12 protein-coding genes are annotated in these 17489 nt (G+C 73.1%); 7 read left to right on the top strand and 5 right to left on the bottom strand.

Annotation, left to right across the window (positions count from 1 at the left end):
• The first annotated feature begins 91 nt into the window (after positions 1 to 91).
• Positions 92 to 2728: a bifunctional acetaldehyde-CoA/alcohol dehydrogenase gene (gene adhE / locus ACZ58N_RS29135; protein ID WP_471165681.1), complete on the top strand. Its 2637-nt coding sequence runs from the start codon at positions 92 to 94 to the stop codon at positions 2726 to 2728.
• A gap of 91 nt (positions 2729 to 2819) precedes the next feature.
• On the opposite strand, the gene ACZ58N_RS29130 is transcribed toward adhE, so the two are convergent.
• Complete coding sequence (locus ACZ58N_RS29130; protein ID WP_471165679.1) at positions 2820 to 3440, bottom strand: TetR/AcrR family transcriptional regulator; 621 nt, start codon at positions 3438 to 3440, stop codon at positions 2820 to 2822.
• 139 nt (positions 3441 to 3579) lie between these two features.
• On the opposite strand from ACZ58N_RS29130, the gene ACZ58N_RS29125 reads away from it, so the two are divergent.
• The 3 genes from ACZ58N_RS29125 to ACZ58N_RS29115 all read left to right on the top strand — a co-directional run bounded on the left by ACZ58N_RS29125 (position 3580) and on the right by ACZ58N_RS29115 (position 7173).
• A complete protein-coding gene (locus tag ACZ58N_RS29125; protein WP_471165676.1) occupies positions 3580 to 4968 on the top strand; it encodes a purine-cytosine permease family protein in 1389 nt (462 codons plus the stop codon).
• Between the two features lie 50 nt (positions 4969 to 5018).
• Positions 5019 to 6674: an amidohydrolase gene (locus tag ACZ58N_RS29120; RefSeq protein WP_471165674.1), complete on the top strand. Its 1656-nt coding sequence runs from the start codon at positions 5019 to 5021 to the stop codon at positions 6672 to 6674.
• A 70-nt stretch (positions 6675 to 6744) separates the two neighbouring features.
• Positions 6745 to 7173, top strand: coding sequence for a hypothetical protein (locus ACZ58N_RS29115; RefSeq protein WP_471165671.1), 429 nt, complete (start codon positions 6745 to 6747; stop codon positions 7171 to 7173).
• A gap of 19 nt (positions 7174 to 7192) precedes the next feature.
• On the opposite strand, the gene ACZ58N_RS29110 is transcribed toward ACZ58N_RS29115, so the two are convergent.
• Together ACZ58N_RS29110 and ACZ58N_RS29105 are read right to left on the bottom strand one after the other, a co-directional pair.
• On the bottom strand, positions 7193 to 7864 hold the full coding sequence (locus ACZ58N_RS29110) for an acetate uptake transporter (RefSeq protein ID WP_471165668.1): 672 nt from the start codon (positions 7862 to 7864) through the stop codon (positions 7193 to 7195).
• Positions 7861 to 8979 carry a DUF3533 domain-containing protein gene (locus ACZ58N_RS29105; protein ID WP_471165665.1) on the bottom strand — a complete coding sequence of 373 codons (1119 nt, stop codon included), beginning with the start codon at positions 8977 to 8979 and terminating at the stop codon, positions 7861 to 7863. The genes ACZ58N_RS29110 and ACZ58N_RS29105 overlap by 4 nt, the downstream gene beginning before the upstream one ends.
• A gap of 160 nt (positions 8980 to 9139) precedes the next feature.
• Between ACZ58N_RS29105 and ACZ58N_RS29100 the strand changes: the two genes are divergently transcribed.
• Together ACZ58N_RS29100 and ACZ58N_RS29095 are read left to right on the top strand one after the other, a co-directional pair.
• Positions 9140 to 12727 carry a DNA polymerase III subunit alpha gene (locus ACZ58N_RS29100; RefSeq protein WP_471165663.1) on the top strand — a complete coding sequence of 1196 codons (3588 nt, stop codon included), beginning with the start codon at positions 9140 to 9142 and terminating at the stop codon, positions 12725 to 12727.
• Positions 12724 to 13725: a DNA polymerase Y family protein gene (locus ACZ58N_RS29095; protein WP_471165660.1), complete on the top strand. Its 1002-nt coding sequence runs from the start codon at positions 12724 to 12726 to the stop codon at positions 13723 to 13725. Before ACZ58N_RS29100 ends, ACZ58N_RS29095 begins: the two co-directional genes overlap by 4 nt.
• A gap of 1 nt (position 13726) precedes the next feature.
• On the opposite strand, the gene ACZ58N_RS29090 is transcribed toward ACZ58N_RS29095, so the two are convergent.
• Positions 13727 to 14833, bottom strand: a complete 1107-nt coding sequence (locus tag ACZ58N_RS29090) for an acyl-CoA dehydrogenase (RefSeq protein ID WP_471165658.1) — start codon at positions 14831 to 14833, stop codon at positions 13727 to 13729.
• Between the two features lie 206 nt (positions 14834 to 15039).
• On the opposite strand from ACZ58N_RS29090, the gene ACZ58N_RS29085 reads away from it, so the two are divergent.
• Positions 15040 to 15900, top strand: coding sequence for an esterase/lipase family protein (locus tag ACZ58N_RS29085; protein WP_471165656.1), 861 nt, complete (start codon positions 15040 to 15042; stop codon positions 15898 to 15900).
• A gap of 134 nt (positions 15901 to 16034) precedes the next feature.
• Here ACZ58N_RS29085 and ACZ58N_RS29080 read toward each other — a convergent pair whose 3' ends face one another.
• Positions 16035 to 17129, bottom strand: coding sequence for a lytic polysaccharide monooxygenase auxiliary activity family 9 protein (locus tag ACZ58N_RS29080; protein ID WP_471165653.1), 1095 nt, complete (start codon positions 17127 to 17129; stop codon positions 16035 to 16037).
• Positions 17130 to 17489: the final 360 nt, after the last annotated feature.

Below are 17489 nucleotides of genomic sequence, written 5' to 3'. Positions count from 1 at the left end.
CGCAGGGTCGGGGCTTTTTCGGCGCCACCGCTTCCGCTTTCGGGTGTCGAATTGAGACATCAGGAAAAGGTCGAAATGAAGGAGTCCTGTCATGCAGGCCAACGAGATGGTCGACGGACTGGTCCAGGGAGCGCTCGCGGCGCTCGGCCGGTTCGAGTCGTTCAACCAGGAGCAGGTCGACCACATCGTCAAGAAGGCCTCCCTCGCCGCGCTGGGCCGACACGGCGACCTCGCGCGGCTCGCCGTCGAGGAGACCGGGCGCGGTCTCTTCGAGGACAAGGCGGTGAAGAACCTCTTCGCCTGCGAGCACGTGGTCAACTCCCTGCGCGGCCTGAAGACCGCGGGTGTCATCCGCCGCGACGAGCTGAACGGCATCACCGAGATCGCCGAACCCGTCGGTGTCGTCTGCGCGATGACCCCGGTCACCAACCCGACCTCGACCACCCTCTTCAAGGCGCTGATCGCCCTGAAGACCCGCAACCCGATCATCTTCGCCTTCCACCCCTCCGCGCAGAACTGCTCCGCCGAGGCCGCCCGCGTCGTGCGCGACGCCGCGATCGCCGCGGGCGCCCCGGAGAACTGCGTCCAGTGGGTCACCACCCCGTCCATGGAGGCCACCGCCGCCCTCATGAACCACCCGGGCGTCTCCACCATCCTGGCCACCGGCGGCAACGCGATGGTCAAGGCCGCCTACTCCTGCGGGAAGCCGGCCCTGGGTGTCGGCGCCGGCAACGTCCCGGCGTACGTCCACAAGAGCGCGAAGCTGGGCCGGGCGATCCACGACATCGTGCTCTCCAAGGCCTTCGACAACGGCATGATCTGCGCCTCCGAACAGGCCGTCATCCTGGACGCGGAGATCTACGAGCAGGGCCTCGCCGAGTTCGAGCGGCTCGGCGCGCACGTGGTGACCGCGGCCGAGAAGACCAAGCTGGAGCAGTTCGTCTTCGGCACGACGGCCCACGCCGCCAACTGTTCGGACGCCAAGCTCAACGCGGCGGTCGTCGGCCGGTCCCCGGAATGGATCGCCGAGCAGGCCGGGTTCACCGTCCCCGAAGGCACCTCGATCCTCCTCGCCGAATGCGACGAGGTCGGCGAGGGGGAGCCGCTGACCCGCGAGAAGCTCTCCCCGGTACTGGCCGCCCTCAAGGCCTCCGGCACCGAACACGGCCTCGAACTGGCCGCCGCGATGGTCGAGTTCCACGGGCTGGGGCACAGCGCCGCCATCCACGCCGAGGACGAGGCACTCGTCGAGGAGTTCGGCCGCAAGGTCAAGGCGGTCCGTGTCATCGCCAACTCGCCGTCCACCTTCGGCGGCATCGGAGACGTCTACAACGCCTTCCTCCCCTCCCTCACCCTCGGTTGCGGGTCCTACGGCCACAACTCGGTGTCCAACAACGTCACCGCGGTGAACCTGATCAACGTCAAGCGGATCGGACGGCGCAACAACAACATGCAGTGGTTCAAGGTCCCGCCCAAGATCTATTTCGAGCGCAACGCCATCCGCTACCTCGGTGAGATGGAGGGCATCGGCCGGGTATCGATCGTCACGGACCGGACCATGGTCGACCTCGGTTTCGTGCGGCGGGTCACCGACATCCTGGGGGCCCGGGAGGGCGCCGTCGCCATCCAGGTCATCGACAACGTCGAGCCCAACCCGGAGCTCGACACCGTCCGGGCCGGTGCGGCGATGATGCGCGACTTCCGGCCCGACACGATCATCGCCCTCGGCGGTGGCTCGCCGATGGACGCCGCGAAGATCATGTGGCTGATGTACGAACGGCCCGAGGTCGAGTTCGGGGACACCAAGGAGAAGTTCTTCGACGTCCGCAAGCGTGCCTACAAGTTCCCCTCGCTCGGCGAGAAGGCGCGGATGGTCGCCATCCCGACCACCTCCGGCACCGGCTCCGAGGTCACCCCCTTCGCGGTCATCTCCGACCCGGCCGCCGCCCAGAAGTACCCGCTGGCGGACTACGCGCTCACCCCGAACGTCGCCATCGTCGACCCGGTCCTGTCCATGGGGCTGCCGCCCACCGTGACGGCGGACTCCGGCTTCGACGCCCTGACGCACGCCACCGAGGCGTACGTGTCCGCCTACTCCAACGACTACACCGACGGCCTCTGCCTCCAGGCCATCAAGCTGATCTTCGAGAACCTCCAGCGGTGCGTCGTCGACGGGCCGAACGACCCCGAGGCCCGCGAGAAGATGCACAACGCCTCGACCATCGCGGGCATGGCCTTCGCCAACGCCTTCCTGGGGCTGGTGCACGCCATGGCCCACACCCTGGGCAACACCTTCAAGGTGGCCCACGGTCGGACCAACGCGATCCTGCTGCCCCACGTGATCCGCCACAACGGAACCGTCTCGCACAAGGCCACCCCGTGGCCGAAGGCCGAGGTCTACCGCGCCCCGGAGCGGTTCCAGGAGATCGCCGGGATGCTCGGACTGCCGGCCGCGACCCCGGCCGAGGGCGTCGAGTCCTACGCCCGGGCCGTCGAGGAACTGCGGACCCGGTGCGGGATCCCCGCCTCCTTCGCGGAGGAGGGAGTGGACGAGGAGGCGTTCGCCCTGGCCCTCCCGGTCCAGGCCATGAACGCCTACGCCGACCAGTGCGCCCCCGCCAACCCGCGGATGCCGATGATCGACGACATGAAGCAGCTCATGCGGCAGGCCTACTACGGCAACGCCGAGGGCGCCCCGGCCGGTGGGACCGAGGCCGAGCGGGAGTAGCGCGCCGCCTCACCGCGGAAGGGCCCGCCCGGGCCGGCAGGACCCGGGCGGGCCCTTCCGCGTGCGCCGGGGGCGGGCCGGGCCGCGCGGTTCACGCCGGTGGAACCCTGAGCGGGGTCGGGATCAGCAGGGCCGTCGCCGAGCGGGCCCGTTCCAGGGCGGTGGCCCGGTCGGCTCCGCGCTGGCCCAGCACCACACGGGTGCTCAGTCCGTCCAGCAGGGCGAGCAGCTCCGAGGCCCGGTCGGGCACGTCCAGGGGGGCGAAGCGGCCCTGTTCCACGCCCTTGGTCAGCAGGGCCTCCAGGTCCCTCTGCCAGCCCTCGTCGATCTCCTCCTGGGCGGCCTTCAGCGGCTCGTTCGAGGCGGTGCGGGCCCACAGCTCGATCCACAGGGTCCAGCGGGGGTCGCGCGGGCCGAGCGGCAGGTACAGCTCGACGAAGAGGGTGAGCCTGCGCCGGGCGGTGACCCGACGATTCATCAGTTCCGTTCGTTCGGCGCTCAGTTGGGCCTCGCTCCAACGCAGGGCCTCCAGCAGGAGCCGGTCCTTGGTGCCGAAGTAGTAGAGGATGTGGCCGCCGCTGGTGCCGAGCCGCTCGGCGAGCGCGGACATGGTGAGCGAGGCCAGGCCGTCCTCGGCGATCGCCGCCATGGCCTCTTCCAGCATCCGCTCCTGGGCGATCCGCCCGTCGCGCCGCCGTGTCGCTCCAGCCACCGGTCCGCCTTCCTGATCTTCCTGGCCCGACCTTATCCCGGACAGGGTCTTGACGGGGCCGCCATCCAGCGCGCATCTTGAATGCCATTCAAGAACTTAGAACGTCATTCAAGGTTTGTAGTCGAGTCAGGGGCCCGTCATGAGACAGCAGGAGAGCGTCGACGTCGACGAGGTGTTCCGGGTCGAGACCCATGGGATCGACCCCATCCCCGACGCCGAGCGGCACGGCAGCGCCAAGGACCTCTTCTGGCTCTGGTTCGGCTCCAACCTCACCTTCACCTACGTGATCAACGGCGCCCTCGCCGTGGCCTTCGGCCTCTCCTTCTGGCAGGCCACCGCCGTGGTCGTGATCAGCGGCCTGTCCTTCTTCGCGATCAGCGCCGCCGGCCTGAGCGGCATCCGCACCGGCACCGCCACCCTGGTCATCTCCCGAGCGGCCTTCGGGGTCCGCGGGAACTTCCCCGCCGGGGTGCTGAACTGGGTGGTGAGCATCGGCTACACCATCGTCAACACCGTGGTCGGGACGCTGGCCCTGGAGGTCTTCCTCGGCGAGGTGGGCCTCGGCGCCGGGACCGCGGTCCGCGCCCTGGCGCTCACCGTCACCCTCGCGCTGACCTTCGCCGTCGCCATGTGGGGACACGCCACCGTGCAGTTCGCCGAGCGGTGGATGGCCTACGTGCTGGCCGCCGGGTTCGGCGTCCTGCTGCTCTTCGTGCTGCCCGGCGCCGACACCTCCGCCCCGGCCTCGGCCCCCGGCCTGTCCGGGTGGAGCCTCGCCTTCGTCGTCATGCTCGCCGGACCCTTCTCGTACCTGCCGATGCCCGCCGACTACACCCGCTACCTGCCCCGCACGACCTCGCTGAAGTCGATCACCTGGATGGGCGCGCTCGGCGGCTTCGTCTCCTCCGTCGCCCTCGGCATCGCGGGCGTCGCCGCGGCCACGCAGACCGACATGACCGACGCCGTCGCCGGGGCCGAGGGCCTGCTGCCCGGCTGGTTCCAGCCCCTGTTCCTGGCCCTCGTGCTCGGTGGCTCCGTCACCAACTCGATCATCACGCTCTACTCCTCCAGCCTGAACCTCCAGGTCCTCGGCATCCCCTGGAGCCGCTCCCGCGCCATCGTCATCAGCGCCGCCGTCACCGCCGCGGGCTCGCTGGCGGCCCTCTTCCTCACCGACTTCACCACCTCCCTGCTCTCCTTCCTCTCCCTGCTGATCATCGTGTTCGCGCCCTGGGGCGGGGTCTTCCTCGCCGACATGCTGCTGCGCCGCTGCCACTACGACGCCGAGGCGTTGCACTCCGGCAGCCGGGGCGCCTACTGGTACCGCTCGGGCTACCACCCGGCCGGCCTCGCCGCCCTCCTCGCCGGCATCGCCTTCTCCGCCCTGACCTGCGACTCCGCCCTCTGGACCGGGCCGCTGGTGGCCCCGCTCGGCGGCGCCGACCTCACCCTCCTGGGCTCGGTGGTCGCCGGGCTCACCTACTGGGCCCTGGCCCGGCGCGTGCCCTCGTACGCCCCGGCCGCCTGACACGGCCCCCACCCCTCCCACCCCCCCCGCCTGCACAGGAGCACCACCCCATGGCACAGCAGCCCTTCCCCGCCGACCTGCTGCTCACCGGAGCCCGCATCCACACCGTGGACGCGGAGCTGCCCGAGGCGGAGGCCCTCGCCGTGCACGACGGCCGGATCGTCTGGGTCGGCCCCGACGCCGGGGCCGAAGCCTGGGCCGGTCCGGACACCGAGCGCATCGACGCCGGCGGGAAGCTGGTCCTGCCCGGCTTCATCGACGCCCACAACCACGTCCGGCTCGGCTCCGACGACGCCTGCGTCCAGCTGGCCGGGGTACGGACCCTGGACGCCATCCTCGACCGCATCGGGACCTGGCGCGAGGCCCACCCGGACGCCCCCTGGATCGAGGCCGAGGCCTTCGACTACTCCGCCATCCCCGGCGGCCGGATGCCCTGCGCCGCCGACCTCGACCCGGTCACCGGCGACACCCCCGCGATCGTCCTCTCGTACGACGTGCACACGGCCTGGCTGAACACCGCCGCCATGCGCCGCCTGGGCGTCACCCGCGAACGCGTCGACCTGCCCTTCGGTACCGCCGCCGTGGACCCGGCGACCGGCGAGCCCACCGGCTTCGTCAAGGACTTCGCGATCAAGGGGCTCTCCCGGGACGGCCACCGAGCGCTGCGCGACCTCGGCGTGCCGTGGGCCTCGCCCGACCGGCAGTACGGGCGCCTCGCCAAGAGCCTCGACGACGCCATCGGCTTCGGCATCACCACCGTCGTGGAACCGCAGAACTCCCTCGACGACCTGGAGCTGTACGAGCGGGCCCGCGCCGAGGGCCGGCTGCGCTCGCGCATCGTCGCGGCGCTGTTCCACCCGCGCGGCACCACGGAGGCGGAACTCGACGCCTTCGCCGCCGCCGCCCGCAGGTACGCCGGGGACCGGCTGCGGGTGGGCCCGCTCAAGCTGTACATCGACGACGTGGTGGAGCCCCGTACGGCCGCCCTGCTGGAGCCGTACACCGGCTGTGGCAAGCACCGGGGCGAGACCTTCTACCCGGCCGAGGAGTTCGCGGAGCTGCTCGCCGGGCTCGACGCGCGGGGCTTCCAGTGCTTCGTCCACGCCACCGGCGACCGGGGCATCCGCACGGTCCTCGACGCGGTGGAGCACGCCCGGGCGGTCAACGGCCCGCGCGACGCCCGCCACCAGGTCGTCCACGTCGAGTGCCTGGACCCGGCGGACGTGCCCCGCTTCGCGGAGCTGGGCGTGGTCGCCTGCATGCAGCCCCGGCACTGCGCGCCGGAGATCGCGGGCCCCGGCCAGGACTGGGCGGAGAACGTGGGTGAGGACCGCTGGCACAAGGCCTGGCCGATGCGCAGCCTGCACGAGGCGGGAGCCGTACTGGCCTTCTCCAGTGACTGGAACGTGGCCGAGATGGACCCCATGGTCGGCATCTACACGGCGGTCACCCGGCGCCCGCTGGACGGCGGGGACCCGTGGCAGCCGGCCGAGACGGTGGACGTGCGGACCGCCGTCCACGGCTACACGATGGGCTCCGCCCACGCCAACTTCCTGGAGGCCGACCGGGGTTCGCTGACCGTGGGCAAGGCCGCCGACTTCGTCGTGCTGTCCCGCGACATCCTCGCCATCGCCCCGGAACGCATTCCCGGCACGGTCGCCGAGACGGTGGTGGTGGCGGGCGAGGTGGTCCACCGGATCGCCTGACGCCGACCCCGGGCCCTTCGTAGGGTGGAGCGCTGCCGGTGCGGCGGCGCTCTTCGGGGGGGCGGGGACGATGGAATGGTTGATCGAGGTGGCGCTGGTCGTGCCGCTCGTTCTCACCGCGGCGTTGGTGGCGCGGTTGACGCGCAGGACGGTGGCCCGCCGGGCCGGGGCACGGACGGCGTCCGCCGCCGACGGCGCGGTCGTGCCGATCCCCTGCCGAGCGCGGTGGCGGCAGGGCGCCCGGCGACGGGTCTTCGGGTACGGGAAGCTCGGCCCCGGCGCGGACGGCACGGGCGCGGTCTTCAAGGCCCCGCTGCGCAGGGCCGTCGCACTGCCCTGCGGCGGCCGGGCAGCCGTCCGGACCGGCCTGCGTCCGGGCATGCAGGTGCTGGAGTACCGGGCCCCCGACGGGCTGCGCGTCGACTTCCAGGTGTACGACGCGGAGGTCGACCGCGCCGTCCGCATGCTGCGGATACCGGACCCGGCCGACTTCCGCTGACCCGGGAGCCGGGCACGGCTCACGTCTCGGGGTGCTCCTCCGGGCCGTCCGGGGCGAGGAAACGGCCCATCGGCAGCACCTGGCGGCCCCAGGTGCTCGCCATGATCTGCCCGGCCAGCAGGTACGTCGCCCCGAGCGCGGCCAGCAGCCCGCTCCAGCCGGTGATCCGGTTCCACACGACCGAGCCGGTGAAACCGCTGATCGTCATCGCCACGAACACGACGAGGACGCAGGTGAACGTGGACAGCAGCACCAGGTGGATCCGCCAGCTGCCGAGCCACAGGACGAACACCACGAAGACCCAGGGCAGGGTGAACAGCCCGCTGACGTCCCCGCGCAGCGCCGGATCGGTGGCCGGCAGCACCCACTGGATCAGGCAGGCCTTCGCCATCCAGAAGAGACCGAAGCCGCCGAAGACGGTGGCGTGCCAGGTGTCGCCGCGCTGCGCCTGGAACAGCCCCGCCAGCAGTTGGGCGAGCCCGCCGATGAAGAAGCCGACCAGCGGCAGCACCGAGTGGCCGAGCTCCTCGGGGAAGACGCCCGCGTCGATCCCGGTGGCGATGACGGTGACCACGATGAACCCGGTGAGGCCGAGCGCGCCCAGCTGCGCCTGGGCGCTGGGCTCCATCCGCTTGACGGAGACGGCCTGCGCGGCCGGGCCCTGACGGTTGCGGAAGACCGGGGTGTTCACCGCCCGGACGTTCCGTCGTCGGCGAACCGGGCGACGGAGGGCGAGTCGTCGGGGAGCCCGCTGCCCACGGCGGCTCCCGGTCTGCCCTTGCGGAAGACCGCGCAGGCGAGCGTGACCGCCGAGCCGACCACCGCCCAGGCGGCCAGTACCAGCATCGGGGTGCCCGCGCCGTTGCCCTTGAAGTAGGCGATGGAACGCGCGGCGTAGGTGCCCGCGCCCGGCGGCAGGGCCGGACCGATGGTGCTCCAGAACGGCGGGAGCAGCGGGTACGGGTAGGCGCCTCCCGCGCTCGGATTGCCGAACACGACGACCAGCAGGATCGCCAGGCCGATGCCGACGACGCCCGCCAGCCCCTGGAAGGCCAGGGTGATCGCGCCGACGGCGAAGACGACCAGGGTGCCGAGGCCCCACAGGCCCATGAGGGAGCCGGGCAGCGCGTCCAGGACCGGGCCCGCGATGACCGCGCCGAGCAACCCCGCGATGATCGCGTACGCGAGGAGCGCGCCGAGCCGGATGACGGCGCGGGCGGAGTTCGCGGGCCGGGCGCCGGCGCTGATCGCGAGGATCGCGGCGCACAGGTAGCCGCCGACGCACCAGCCGACGACGAGGTAGAAGGAGCTCAGGCCGCGTCCGTCACCCGCGGCGGACGGGGCGACGTCGGTGACCCGGACGGTACGGCCCTGGCTCTTCTCGGCGAGGCCGACGACCTCCTCGATGGCCTGGGAGAGGGCGGCTCCGGCGCCTCCCGCGACGAGCAGCCGGTCGGTGGTGCCCTCGGGGTCGACGACCAGGGCGCCGTCCACCTCGCGGTTCTGGATCAGCCGGACGGCGTCCACCTCGTTCGTCGCCACCCGGGTGTCGAGCGGCTCGCCGGGCAGGCCGTCGAGCTGCTGCGCGGTCCGCTGGGCGAGCGGGGCGGAGGGAGCGGCCACGGCGAGCGGGATCCCGCTCGGTTTCGGGTGGTGGAAGGCCCCGATGTAGGAGGTGATGAAGGCCAGCTGGAGGGCCAGTACGCCCAGGACCAGCAGGGCGGCCCGGACGGTCACGGCGTCCTTGATCTCGGCGAGGAAGCTGCCGGGCGGACCCGGGTCGGTGCTCTGGGTGGGCTGGGTCATGCCTCCCACGCTCGGCGCGTCGAGGGCCTGGCGCAGCAGGGGAGGCCCGAACGGATGATCGAACAAGTGTTTCGCACGTGTATTCGAATTGCTCTATGGTGGAGAGCAGGGGGACAGACCGAAGGAGCCGGGGGGCATCGAACGAAGCAGGAGGCCGCGGGTGCCGGGTTTCACGCATCTGCACACCGTCTCGGGGTTCTCCATGCGCTACGGGGCCTCCCACCCGGAGCGACTGGCGGAACGCGCCGTCGAGCGGGGCATGGACGCCCTCGCCCTGACCGACCGCGACACCCTCGCGGGCGCGGTGCGGTTCGCGAAGGCGGCGGCCGGAGCCGGCATCCGGCCCCTGTTCGGAGTGGACCTGGCGGTGGCCCCCGCGGCGTCGGCCGCCCACGGGTCCTCGGCGCCCGCACCGCCCCGGCCGTCCCCGGTGTCCGCGTCGGCCGGCGTTCCGGCGGGCGAGACCTCGTACCGGCGGCGCGTTCCGGTCAAGGGCGGCGCCTTCGTGGACGAGTCCGCCGCGCGCGCCGTCTTCCTGGCCCGGGACGGGGCCGCCGGCTGGGCCGAACTGTGCCGGATGGTCACCGCGGCGCACCGCGGCGCCGACCCGGGCGCGACCGGCGCCCGTTCCGCCACCCCCGGGATCCGCGGCGCCGACGCCGGCGGGGTCGACGGGGGCGCCGGCGTCCCCGTCCGCATCGGAACGCCACTGCTGCCCTGGGAGGCCCTGCGCGGCGACGGGGTGTTCGTCCTGCTCGGTCCCGGTTCCGAGGTCGGCCGGGCCCTCGCCACGGGCCGCCCCGACCGCGCCGCCCGGCTCCTCGCCCCCTGGCGGGAGGTCTACGGGGACTCCCTGCGCCTGGAGGCCGTCCACCACGGCCGCACCGGTACCGGACCGGGCTCGCTGCGACTGGCCGCCCGTACGGTCGGCTTCGCCGCGCAGCAGGGCGTCCCGGCCGTGCTGACCAACGCCGTCCGGTACGCCGACCCGGGCCTGGGGCCGGTCGCCGACGTCCTCGACGCGGCCCGCCGGCTCGTCCCCGTCGACCCCCGCGGCCCCCTCGACACCGGCGAACGCTGGCTCAAGGACCCCGCAGCCATGGCCGAGGCCGCCGACCGGATCGCCGAAGCCGCCGGGCTGCGCCCCGCCGACGCCCGGCGCCTGCTCGCCCGTACCCGGGAAACCGCCGAGGCCTGCTCCGTCGACCCCGAGGACGACCTCGGCATCGGCTCCGTGCACTTCCCCGAGGCGCGCCTCGTCGGCGCCGCCCACCGCACCGCCCAGCGGGTCCTCGCCTCCCGAGCCGCGGCCGGCATGGTGCTGCGCGGCCACGCGGGCGACCGCGCGTACTGGGACCGGATGCACGAGGAGCTCGACGTCATCGCCCACCACGGCTACGCCTCGTACTTCCTGACGGTCGCCCGGGTCGTGGACGACGTCAGGGACATGGGCATCCGGGTGGCCGCCCGCGGCTCCGGCGCCGGTTCCCTGGTCAACCACCTCATCGGCATCGCGCACGCCGACCCCGTCGCGCACGGCCTGCTGATGGAACGCTTCCTCTCCAAACGCCGCCGGGTCCTGCCCGACATCGACATCGACGTCGAATCCGCCCGCCGGCTGGAGGTCTACCGCCGGATCATCGACCGCTTCGGCACCGAACGCGTCGCCACCGTCTCCATGCCCGAGACCTACCGCGTCCGGCACGCCATCCGCGACGTCGGCGCCGCCCTGTCCATGGACCCGGCCGCCGTCGACCGGCTCGCCAAGGCCTTCCCGCACATCCGGGCCCGCGACGCCCGAGCGGCCCTGGAGGAACTGCCCGAACTGCGGTCCGTCCGGGGGGAGTCGTACGGCCGGCTCTGGGACCTCGTCGAGGCGCTGGACGCGCTGCCGCGCGGCACCGCCATGCACCCGTGCGGGGTGCTGCTCTCCGACGCCTCGCTGCTCGCCCGCACCCCCGTCGTCCCCACCAGCGGGGAGGGCTTCCCCATGTCCCAGTTCGACAAGGAGGACGTGGAGGACCTCGGCCTGCTCAAACTCGACGTGCTGGGCGTCCGCATGCAGTCCGCGATGGCGCACGCGGTCGCGGAACTGCGCCGGGGGACCGGACGGGAACTCGACCTGGACGATCCGGCGCAGCTGCCGCCCGGCGACCCGGCGACGTACGAGCTGATCCGTTCCGCCGAGACGCTGGGCTGCTTCCAGATCGAGTCCCCGGGCCAGCGCGACCTGGTGGGGCGGCTCCAGCCCGCCACGTTCCACGACCTCGTGGTCGACATCTCGCTGTTCCGGCCGGGTCCGGTCGCCGCCGACATGGTGCGGCCCTTCATCGAGGCCCGGCACGGGCGGGCCCCCGTCCGCTTCCCGCACCCGGATCTCGCCGACGCGCTGCGGGAGACGTACGGGGTGGTGGTCTTCCACGAGCAGATCATCGAGATCGTGCACGTCATGACGGGGTGCGGACGCGACGAGGCGGACCGTGTCCGGCGCGGACTGTCCGACCCCGGCTCCCAGGCCCGGATCAAGGTCTGGTTCGCGGCCGCGGCCGGCGGGCGCGGCTACTCGCCCGAGGTGATCGCCCGCACCTGGGAGATCGTGGAGGCCTTCGGCAGCTACGGCTTCTGCAAGGCGCACGCGGTGGCCTTCGCCGTGCCCACCTACCAGTCGGCCTGGCTCAAGACCCACCACCCGGCCGCCTTCTACGCCGGACTGCTGACCCACGACCCCGGGATGTACCCCAAGCGGCTGCTGCTGGCCGACGCCCGGCGCAGGGGAGTGCCCGTGCTCCCGCTCGACGTGAACCGGTCGGCGGCCACTCATCGAATCGAACTGGTGTCCGGTCCACCGGAGCGGTGGGGTCTCCGGCTCGCCCTCTCCGACGTCCACGGCATCAGCGCGGCCGAAGTCGGACGCATCGAGGCCGGCCGACCCTACGCCTCCCTGCGCGACTTCTGGGACCGTGCCCGCCCCGGCCGTCCCGTCGCCGAACGCCTCGCCCAGGTCGGCGCCCTGGACTGCTTCGGCGCGAACCGCCGCGACCTGCTGCTGCACGTGACGGAACTGCACGGCGCCCAGCGCGCCCAGCGCGCCACGGGCACCCAACTCCCGCTGGAAGGAGGCAGGTCCACCGCCCGGGTCGGCCTGCCCGACCTCAGCGACACCGAACGGCTCAGCGCGGAACTCGGCATCCTCGGCATGGACGCCTCGCGCCACCTCATGGGCGACCACCACGCCTTCCTCGCCGAACTCGGCGTCACCCCGGCCCGTCGCCTCCGGGACACCGACCACGGGCGGACCGTCCTGGTCGCCGGCGCCAAGGCCGCCACCCAGACCCCGCCGATCCGCTCCGGCCGCCGCGTCATCTTCACCACCCTCGACGACGGCACCGGCCTGGTCGACCTCGCCTTCTTCGACGACAGCCAGGAAGCCTGCGCGCACACCGTCTTCCACTCCTTCCTGCTCCTCGTACGAGGAGTCGTGCAGCGCCGCGGACCGCAGAGCCTCAGCGTGGTCGGAGCGGCCGCCTGGGACCTCGCGGCCCTCGCCGAACTGCGCGACCGCGGCGGCCTGGAAGCCGTCACCGCCCGGCTCTCCGAACCCCTGACCCAGGGCCCCGGCGACTCCGGCCGCCGCATCCACCTCCCGACCGGCTACGAGATGAACCCGTGGGCCGACCTCCGGCCGCCCGGCGAGGGCGCCGCGACCGGCCGCAAGCTGTGGCACTCCAGCCCGGGGAGCGCCGGATGACCGCGATCCTGCACGTCCGCTGCGCGCCCGGGCTCCCCGAGCGGGGCTACCGCGACGTCCTCGACCTGCTCCGCGAGTTCTCCCCCCTCGTGCAGGCGCTGCCGCCGCGCGCCGCCCTCGTCCAGGCGCGCGGCGCCCAGCGGTACTTCGCCGCCGACGCCACCCGCATCGCCGAGGTCGTACGGCTCCGCGCCGTGGCCCGGCTGGGCACCGACGTGCGCATCGGCGTCTCCACCACCTGGGCCGTCGCCGCCACGGCCTCCGCGCGGATACCCGGACCCGGCGGGATCCTCGCCGTGCCCGAGGACGAGGTCACCGCGTTCCTCGCACCCCTCCCCGTGGAAGCGCTGCACGGACTCGGGGCCCGGCAGGCCGAAGCGCTCCGCGGGTACGGGCTGCACACGGTCGGGGCGCTCACCCGGGTGCCGTCCGGAGTCATCGAACGGATCCTCGGCAAACGGGCCGGCCGTACGGTCGTCGAACGCTCCCGCGGCATCGACCCCCGCCCCGTCACCCCACGTGACCTGCCCGCCTCCGCCGCCGTCCGCACCCGCTTCGCCCGCCAGGAACTCGACGGCCCCCACGCCCGGGCCGCCCTGCTCGCCCTCGTGGTCCGGCTCGGCGCCGGCCTGCGCGAACGTCGTCAGGCCGCCCGGTCCCTGGCCCTGACCCTCCACTTCGCGGACGGCACCCGCTGGGAGAAGTCCCGTCGGCTCACCGAACCCTCCGCGCACGAGGAGGACCTGCGCACCCTCGCGTACCGCCTGATGTGCGCGGCGGGACTCCAACGGGCCCGGCTGACCGGCATGACGCTCCGCGCCGAGGACCTCACCGGCGCTGCCGGAGCCACCCGGCAGCTCTCCATGGACCCCGTCCGCGAATCCCGCCTCACCGTCGAGGCCGCCGTGGACCGGGCCAACGCCCGCTTCGGCCCGGGCACGGTCAGGCCGGCGGCCACCTTCCCGGCGGGTCGGGCCGCCGGGGCGTTCGCCGCCTGACTCACAGGTCTTCGAGCATCAACCGGGCCGTCTCCGTACGCAGCGAGGTGGTCTGGGCCTGGATCAGGTGGAACTGGGCCTCCCGGGAGAGACGGCCCGCGGTGTGCCCGTACTGGATCGCACGGCCGCCCGCCACGGCGACACAGGTCGCGGCGGCCCGTACGGCCAGGTCCAGCGAGGCCGCGCGCAGGGCGAGGCGCTCCGCCGTCCCCTCGCCCGGCGCGAGCCCGTCGCGCAACCCGTACGCCCGCGCCCGCAGCCGGGCCGCCCGCCGGGCGACCCGCAGTCCGAGGTCCTCGTACGGGGGCGACGCGAGCAGGAAGTCGGCCGTGGCCCGCAACTGGCCGAAGACCGCGGGCTGGGCGTCGGCGTTCTCCAGGTCGTAGGCCCGGATCCAATCGGCCCGCGGCTCCCGTCCCAGCACCCGGTCATCGGGCACGTGGACGTCGCGCAGCTCCACGGAAACCGTGTGCGTACCACCCATCGCCCACAGCGGGGCCCCCGCGACGGCGGTCATGCCCCCGTCCGCAACACGGTCGACCAGCGCCAGGACCACCTCGTCAGAGGCGGTGACGGCCCCGACGAACAGGGAGTCGGCCCGCTCCCAACCGGTCACCCACGGCGCCCGGCCGGACAACCGCCAACCACCCGGCACCCGTTCGGCGGTGACGGGCGGGCGCGGATGCCGCAGGAAGGCGAAGCCGGCCGTCGCCCGCCGCGTGCCACCGGCCAGCGCCGGCAGCCATTCCTCGCGCAGCGCGGTGCCCACCGGACCGTCCGCCGCGAGCAGGGCCTTGGCCAACGGGACGTGCTGCGTCCACACGAACCAGGTCGACGGATCCACCGCAGCCAACACCTCGTGCACCTCCCGGGCCACCTGACGCGGCGTGAGCCCGCCCTCCGGCGCCGGTTCGTATCCGATCAACCCGTACGCACCGCAGGCGGTCAGCGCCTCCAGGTGTGTGGCGGGCACCCCCTCCACGGCCGTCCGCTCCGCCTCGGGTCGTAGGACGCGCACCGCGGCCTCCGTGACCGCCGCGACGAGCGGATCGGCCGCCAGGCTCGCGGGAGCCGCGAGTTCGGTACCGGCGCCGGGGGCCCTCTGCATGACCGTGCTCACCTCAACCGGGGGTTCGGGGGCGTCCATTGTTCACGAGCGGTGCTGGAGAAGGGCTCGACACGCGATTTTTTACCGACGCGTAACTTCCCTGTCTTGCTACTCGCCCGTAATTTAACGGCAGCAGCCCCACCTTGTGATCCGGATCACGGGACGAACCCCCACGCATTCCCCTTGACCCGCAAGGAGATCACACGATGCTGCCCTGGAGACGCCTGCTCCGCCCGCTGGCCGTCCTCACCCTCGCCGCCGCCGCCCTCGTCGCCCCCACCGGCACCGCACAGGCCGCGGCCACCACCAGCAGCGGCTGGAACAACTGGTCCTGCAAACCGTCCGCCGCGCACCCCCGCCCCGTCGTCCTCGTCCACGGCACCCTCGGCAACTCCGTCGACAACTGGCTCGGGTTCGCGCCGTACCTCGTCCACCGCGGCTACTGCGTCTACTCCCTGGACTACGGGCAGCTCCCCGGCGTGCCCTTCTTCCACGGCCTCGGCCCCATCGACAAGTCGGCCGGCCAGCTCGACGTCTTCGTCGACAAGGTCCTCGCCGCCACCGGCGCCCCCAAGGCCGACATCGTCGGCCACTCCCAGGGCGGCATGATGCCGCGGCACTACCTGAAGTTCCTCGGCGGCGCCGCCAAGGTCAACGCGCTCGTCGGCATCGCCCCCGACAACCACGGCACGACCCTCCTCGGCCTCACCAAACTCCTCCCGTACTTCCCCGGGGCCGAGGACCTGATCAGCACCGCGACCCCGGGTCTCGCCGACCAGATCGCCGGATCCCCCTTCCTCACCCGGCTCAACGCGGGCGGCGACACCGTCCCCGGCGTGAAGTACACCGTGATCTCCACCCGGTACGACCAGGTCGTCACCCCGTACCGGAGCCAGTTCCTCGACGGGCCGAACGTCCGCAACGTCGTGCTCCAGGACCTGTGCGCCCTGGACTTCTCCGAGCACGTCACCATCGCCCTGACCGACCGGCTCACCTGGCACGAGGCGCTGAACGCCCTCGACCCGGCCAACGCCGAACGGACCACCTGCGCGTCGGTCTTCGACTGACGCACAGGCGGTCCGCGGCGGGAGGGCGCCGTTGGGGCGGCGCCGTGGATCACGACTCCCGGTCGGGGCTCCGGCCCCGACCGGGAGTCCGACGACAGGTCCCGGGACCCGTCGTCGAAGTCCGACGACAGGTCCTAGCGGCCGTGGCGACCCGACGCCGCCCGGCGGCGGGCCATGGCGAACAGCACGGCCGCGCCCGCGGCCAGCGCGCCCGCACCGGCGATCGCGATCGTCGGCGTGGTGCTGCTGCCGCCGGTCTCCGCGAGGTTGTCGCCCGTGGCGGCCAGCGGGGTCGAGGAGGCGAGCGGCGCGGGGCCGGCGGCGTGCCCGTTCGTCTTCGGGTCGTCGTCCCCGTGACCGTTGTGCTCCACCGAGGACTTGGCCGCACCGTCAGAGATCTGCTGGTCCGTCGGAGCCTGGGGCTTCGGCGCATCCCCACCGGTGCCGGGCGTTCCCGAGACCGGCGTGGCGGGGGCCGAGGAACCGGCGCCCGGCCGGGAACCGGGCTTCGTGTCCGCCGGTACGCCGGCGGACGCGCTCGGCTTGCCGCCGGGCGCGGGCGTCGTCGTACCGCCGCCCGCGGAACCGCCGTTGTCCTTGCCGAAGACGACGTCGGAGCAGGTGTAGAACGCCTCCGGGCTGTCCGAGCGCTGCCAGACGCTGTACACCAGGTGGCGGCCGGTCTTCTTCGGGACCGTCCCGCTGAACACGTAGTCGCCGTTCTGCATCCCCGGGTCGGTGACCTTCGCGAACGGCGCCGCCTCCAGGTCGGACCACTTCAGCGGCTTCGTCGGGTCGTAGCCGTCCTTCGTCACGTACAGCTCGAAGGAACCCTTGTGCGGGGCGGTGCCCTTGTAACGGAAGGTGTGCGCGCCCGCCGTCATCGGGCTCGCGGGCCAGTCGGCGCGCGGCAGGTCCAGACCCTTGTACTTGGCGTTGCCCGCCGAGCACAGCTGCCCGTCGGGGATCAGGGACTTGCTCTTCCCGGCCGCGTTCGCGATGTTCACCGCGTTCCAGTCGTAGAACGCCTGCGCCCCGCTCGCCGCGACGGCGGCCTTGCACGCCGCCGACTTCGGGGACTCCGGCCCCTCCGCGTAGCACGCCGCCACCCGGCTCACCGGGTCCGTCATCGAACCGTGGGCCGCTGCGGGCACCGTGGCGTACGCGGCCACCGCGAGCGGGGCGAGACCGACGACGGCGATCCGGGTGGCGGTGCGGCGTACGGGCATGGGGGAACTCCTTCGGGCACGGGGCAGGGTGTGCCAGTGGACCCGGACTGCACGGCGCCGCCCCGAATCGGGGCCCGACGCCGTTCCCGGCCCTCCCTGGCACCGCCAAGCTAGCCCGCCGGAAACCCGGTTCCGCCTCCCCGAGGCCCCACGAGCTGATCCTTAGGCTCCACTTAAGGCAGGGACAAGCGGGGGCTCAGGAACGGGGCCCTCGGCCCAGGCCGGTCGGGCCCGCGAGGTGACGTGTGCGGCTGTTGTCGTCCGCCGCCGTTGATGCCGGTCGTGGACGTCGGAACCTCGCCGGGCCCTCGTTCTCGCGCCCGTCTTCCGGGACGCCCCCCTGGGCCCGGTACGGGGCAC

The sequence above is a fragment of the Streptomyces sp. NPDC040432 genome, assembly GCF_055595445.1.
This window is presented reverse-complemented; position numbering and strand designations above follow the sequence as displayed.

Excerpts from the sequence above, each read along its gene's own strand:
- adhE (WP_471165681.1), top strand. The coding sequence starts at position 92 with ATGCAGGCCAACGAGATGGTCGACGGACTGGTCCAGGGAGCGCTCGCG.
- ACZ58N_RS29125 (WP_471165676.1), top strand. The coding sequence starts at position 3,580 with ATGAGACAGCAGGAGAGCGTCGACGTCGACGAGGTGTTCCGGGTCGAG.
- ACZ58N_RS29120 (WP_471165674.1), top strand. The coding sequence starts at position 5,019 with ATGGCACAGCAGCCCTTCCCCGCCGACCTGCTGCTCACCGGAGCCCGC.
- ACZ58N_RS29115 (WP_471165671.1), top strand. The coding sequence starts at position 6,745 with ATGGAATGGTTGATCGAGGTGGCGCTGGTCGTGCCGCTCGTTCTCACC.
- ACZ58N_RS29105 (WP_471165665.1), bottom strand. The coding sequence starts at position 8,979 with ATGACCCAGCCCACCCAGAGCACCGACCCGGGTCCGCCCGGCAGCTTC.
- ACZ58N_RS29095 (WP_471165660.1), top strand. The coding sequence starts at position 12,724 with ATGACCGCGATCCTGCACGTCCGCTGCGCGCCCGGGCTCCCCGAGCGG.
- ACZ58N_RS29090 (WP_471165658.1), bottom strand. The coding sequence starts at position 14,833 with ATGCAGAGGGCCCCCGGCGCCGGTACCGAACTCGCGGCTCCCGCGAGC.
- ACZ58N_RS29085 (WP_471165656.1), top strand. The coding sequence starts at position 15,040 with ATGCTGCCCTGGAGACGCCTGCTCCGCCCGCTGGCCGTCCTCACCCTC.
- ACZ58N_RS29080 (WP_471165653.1), bottom strand. The coding sequence starts at position 17,129 with ATGCCCGTACGCCGCACCGCCACCCGGATCGCCGTCGTCGGTCTCGCC.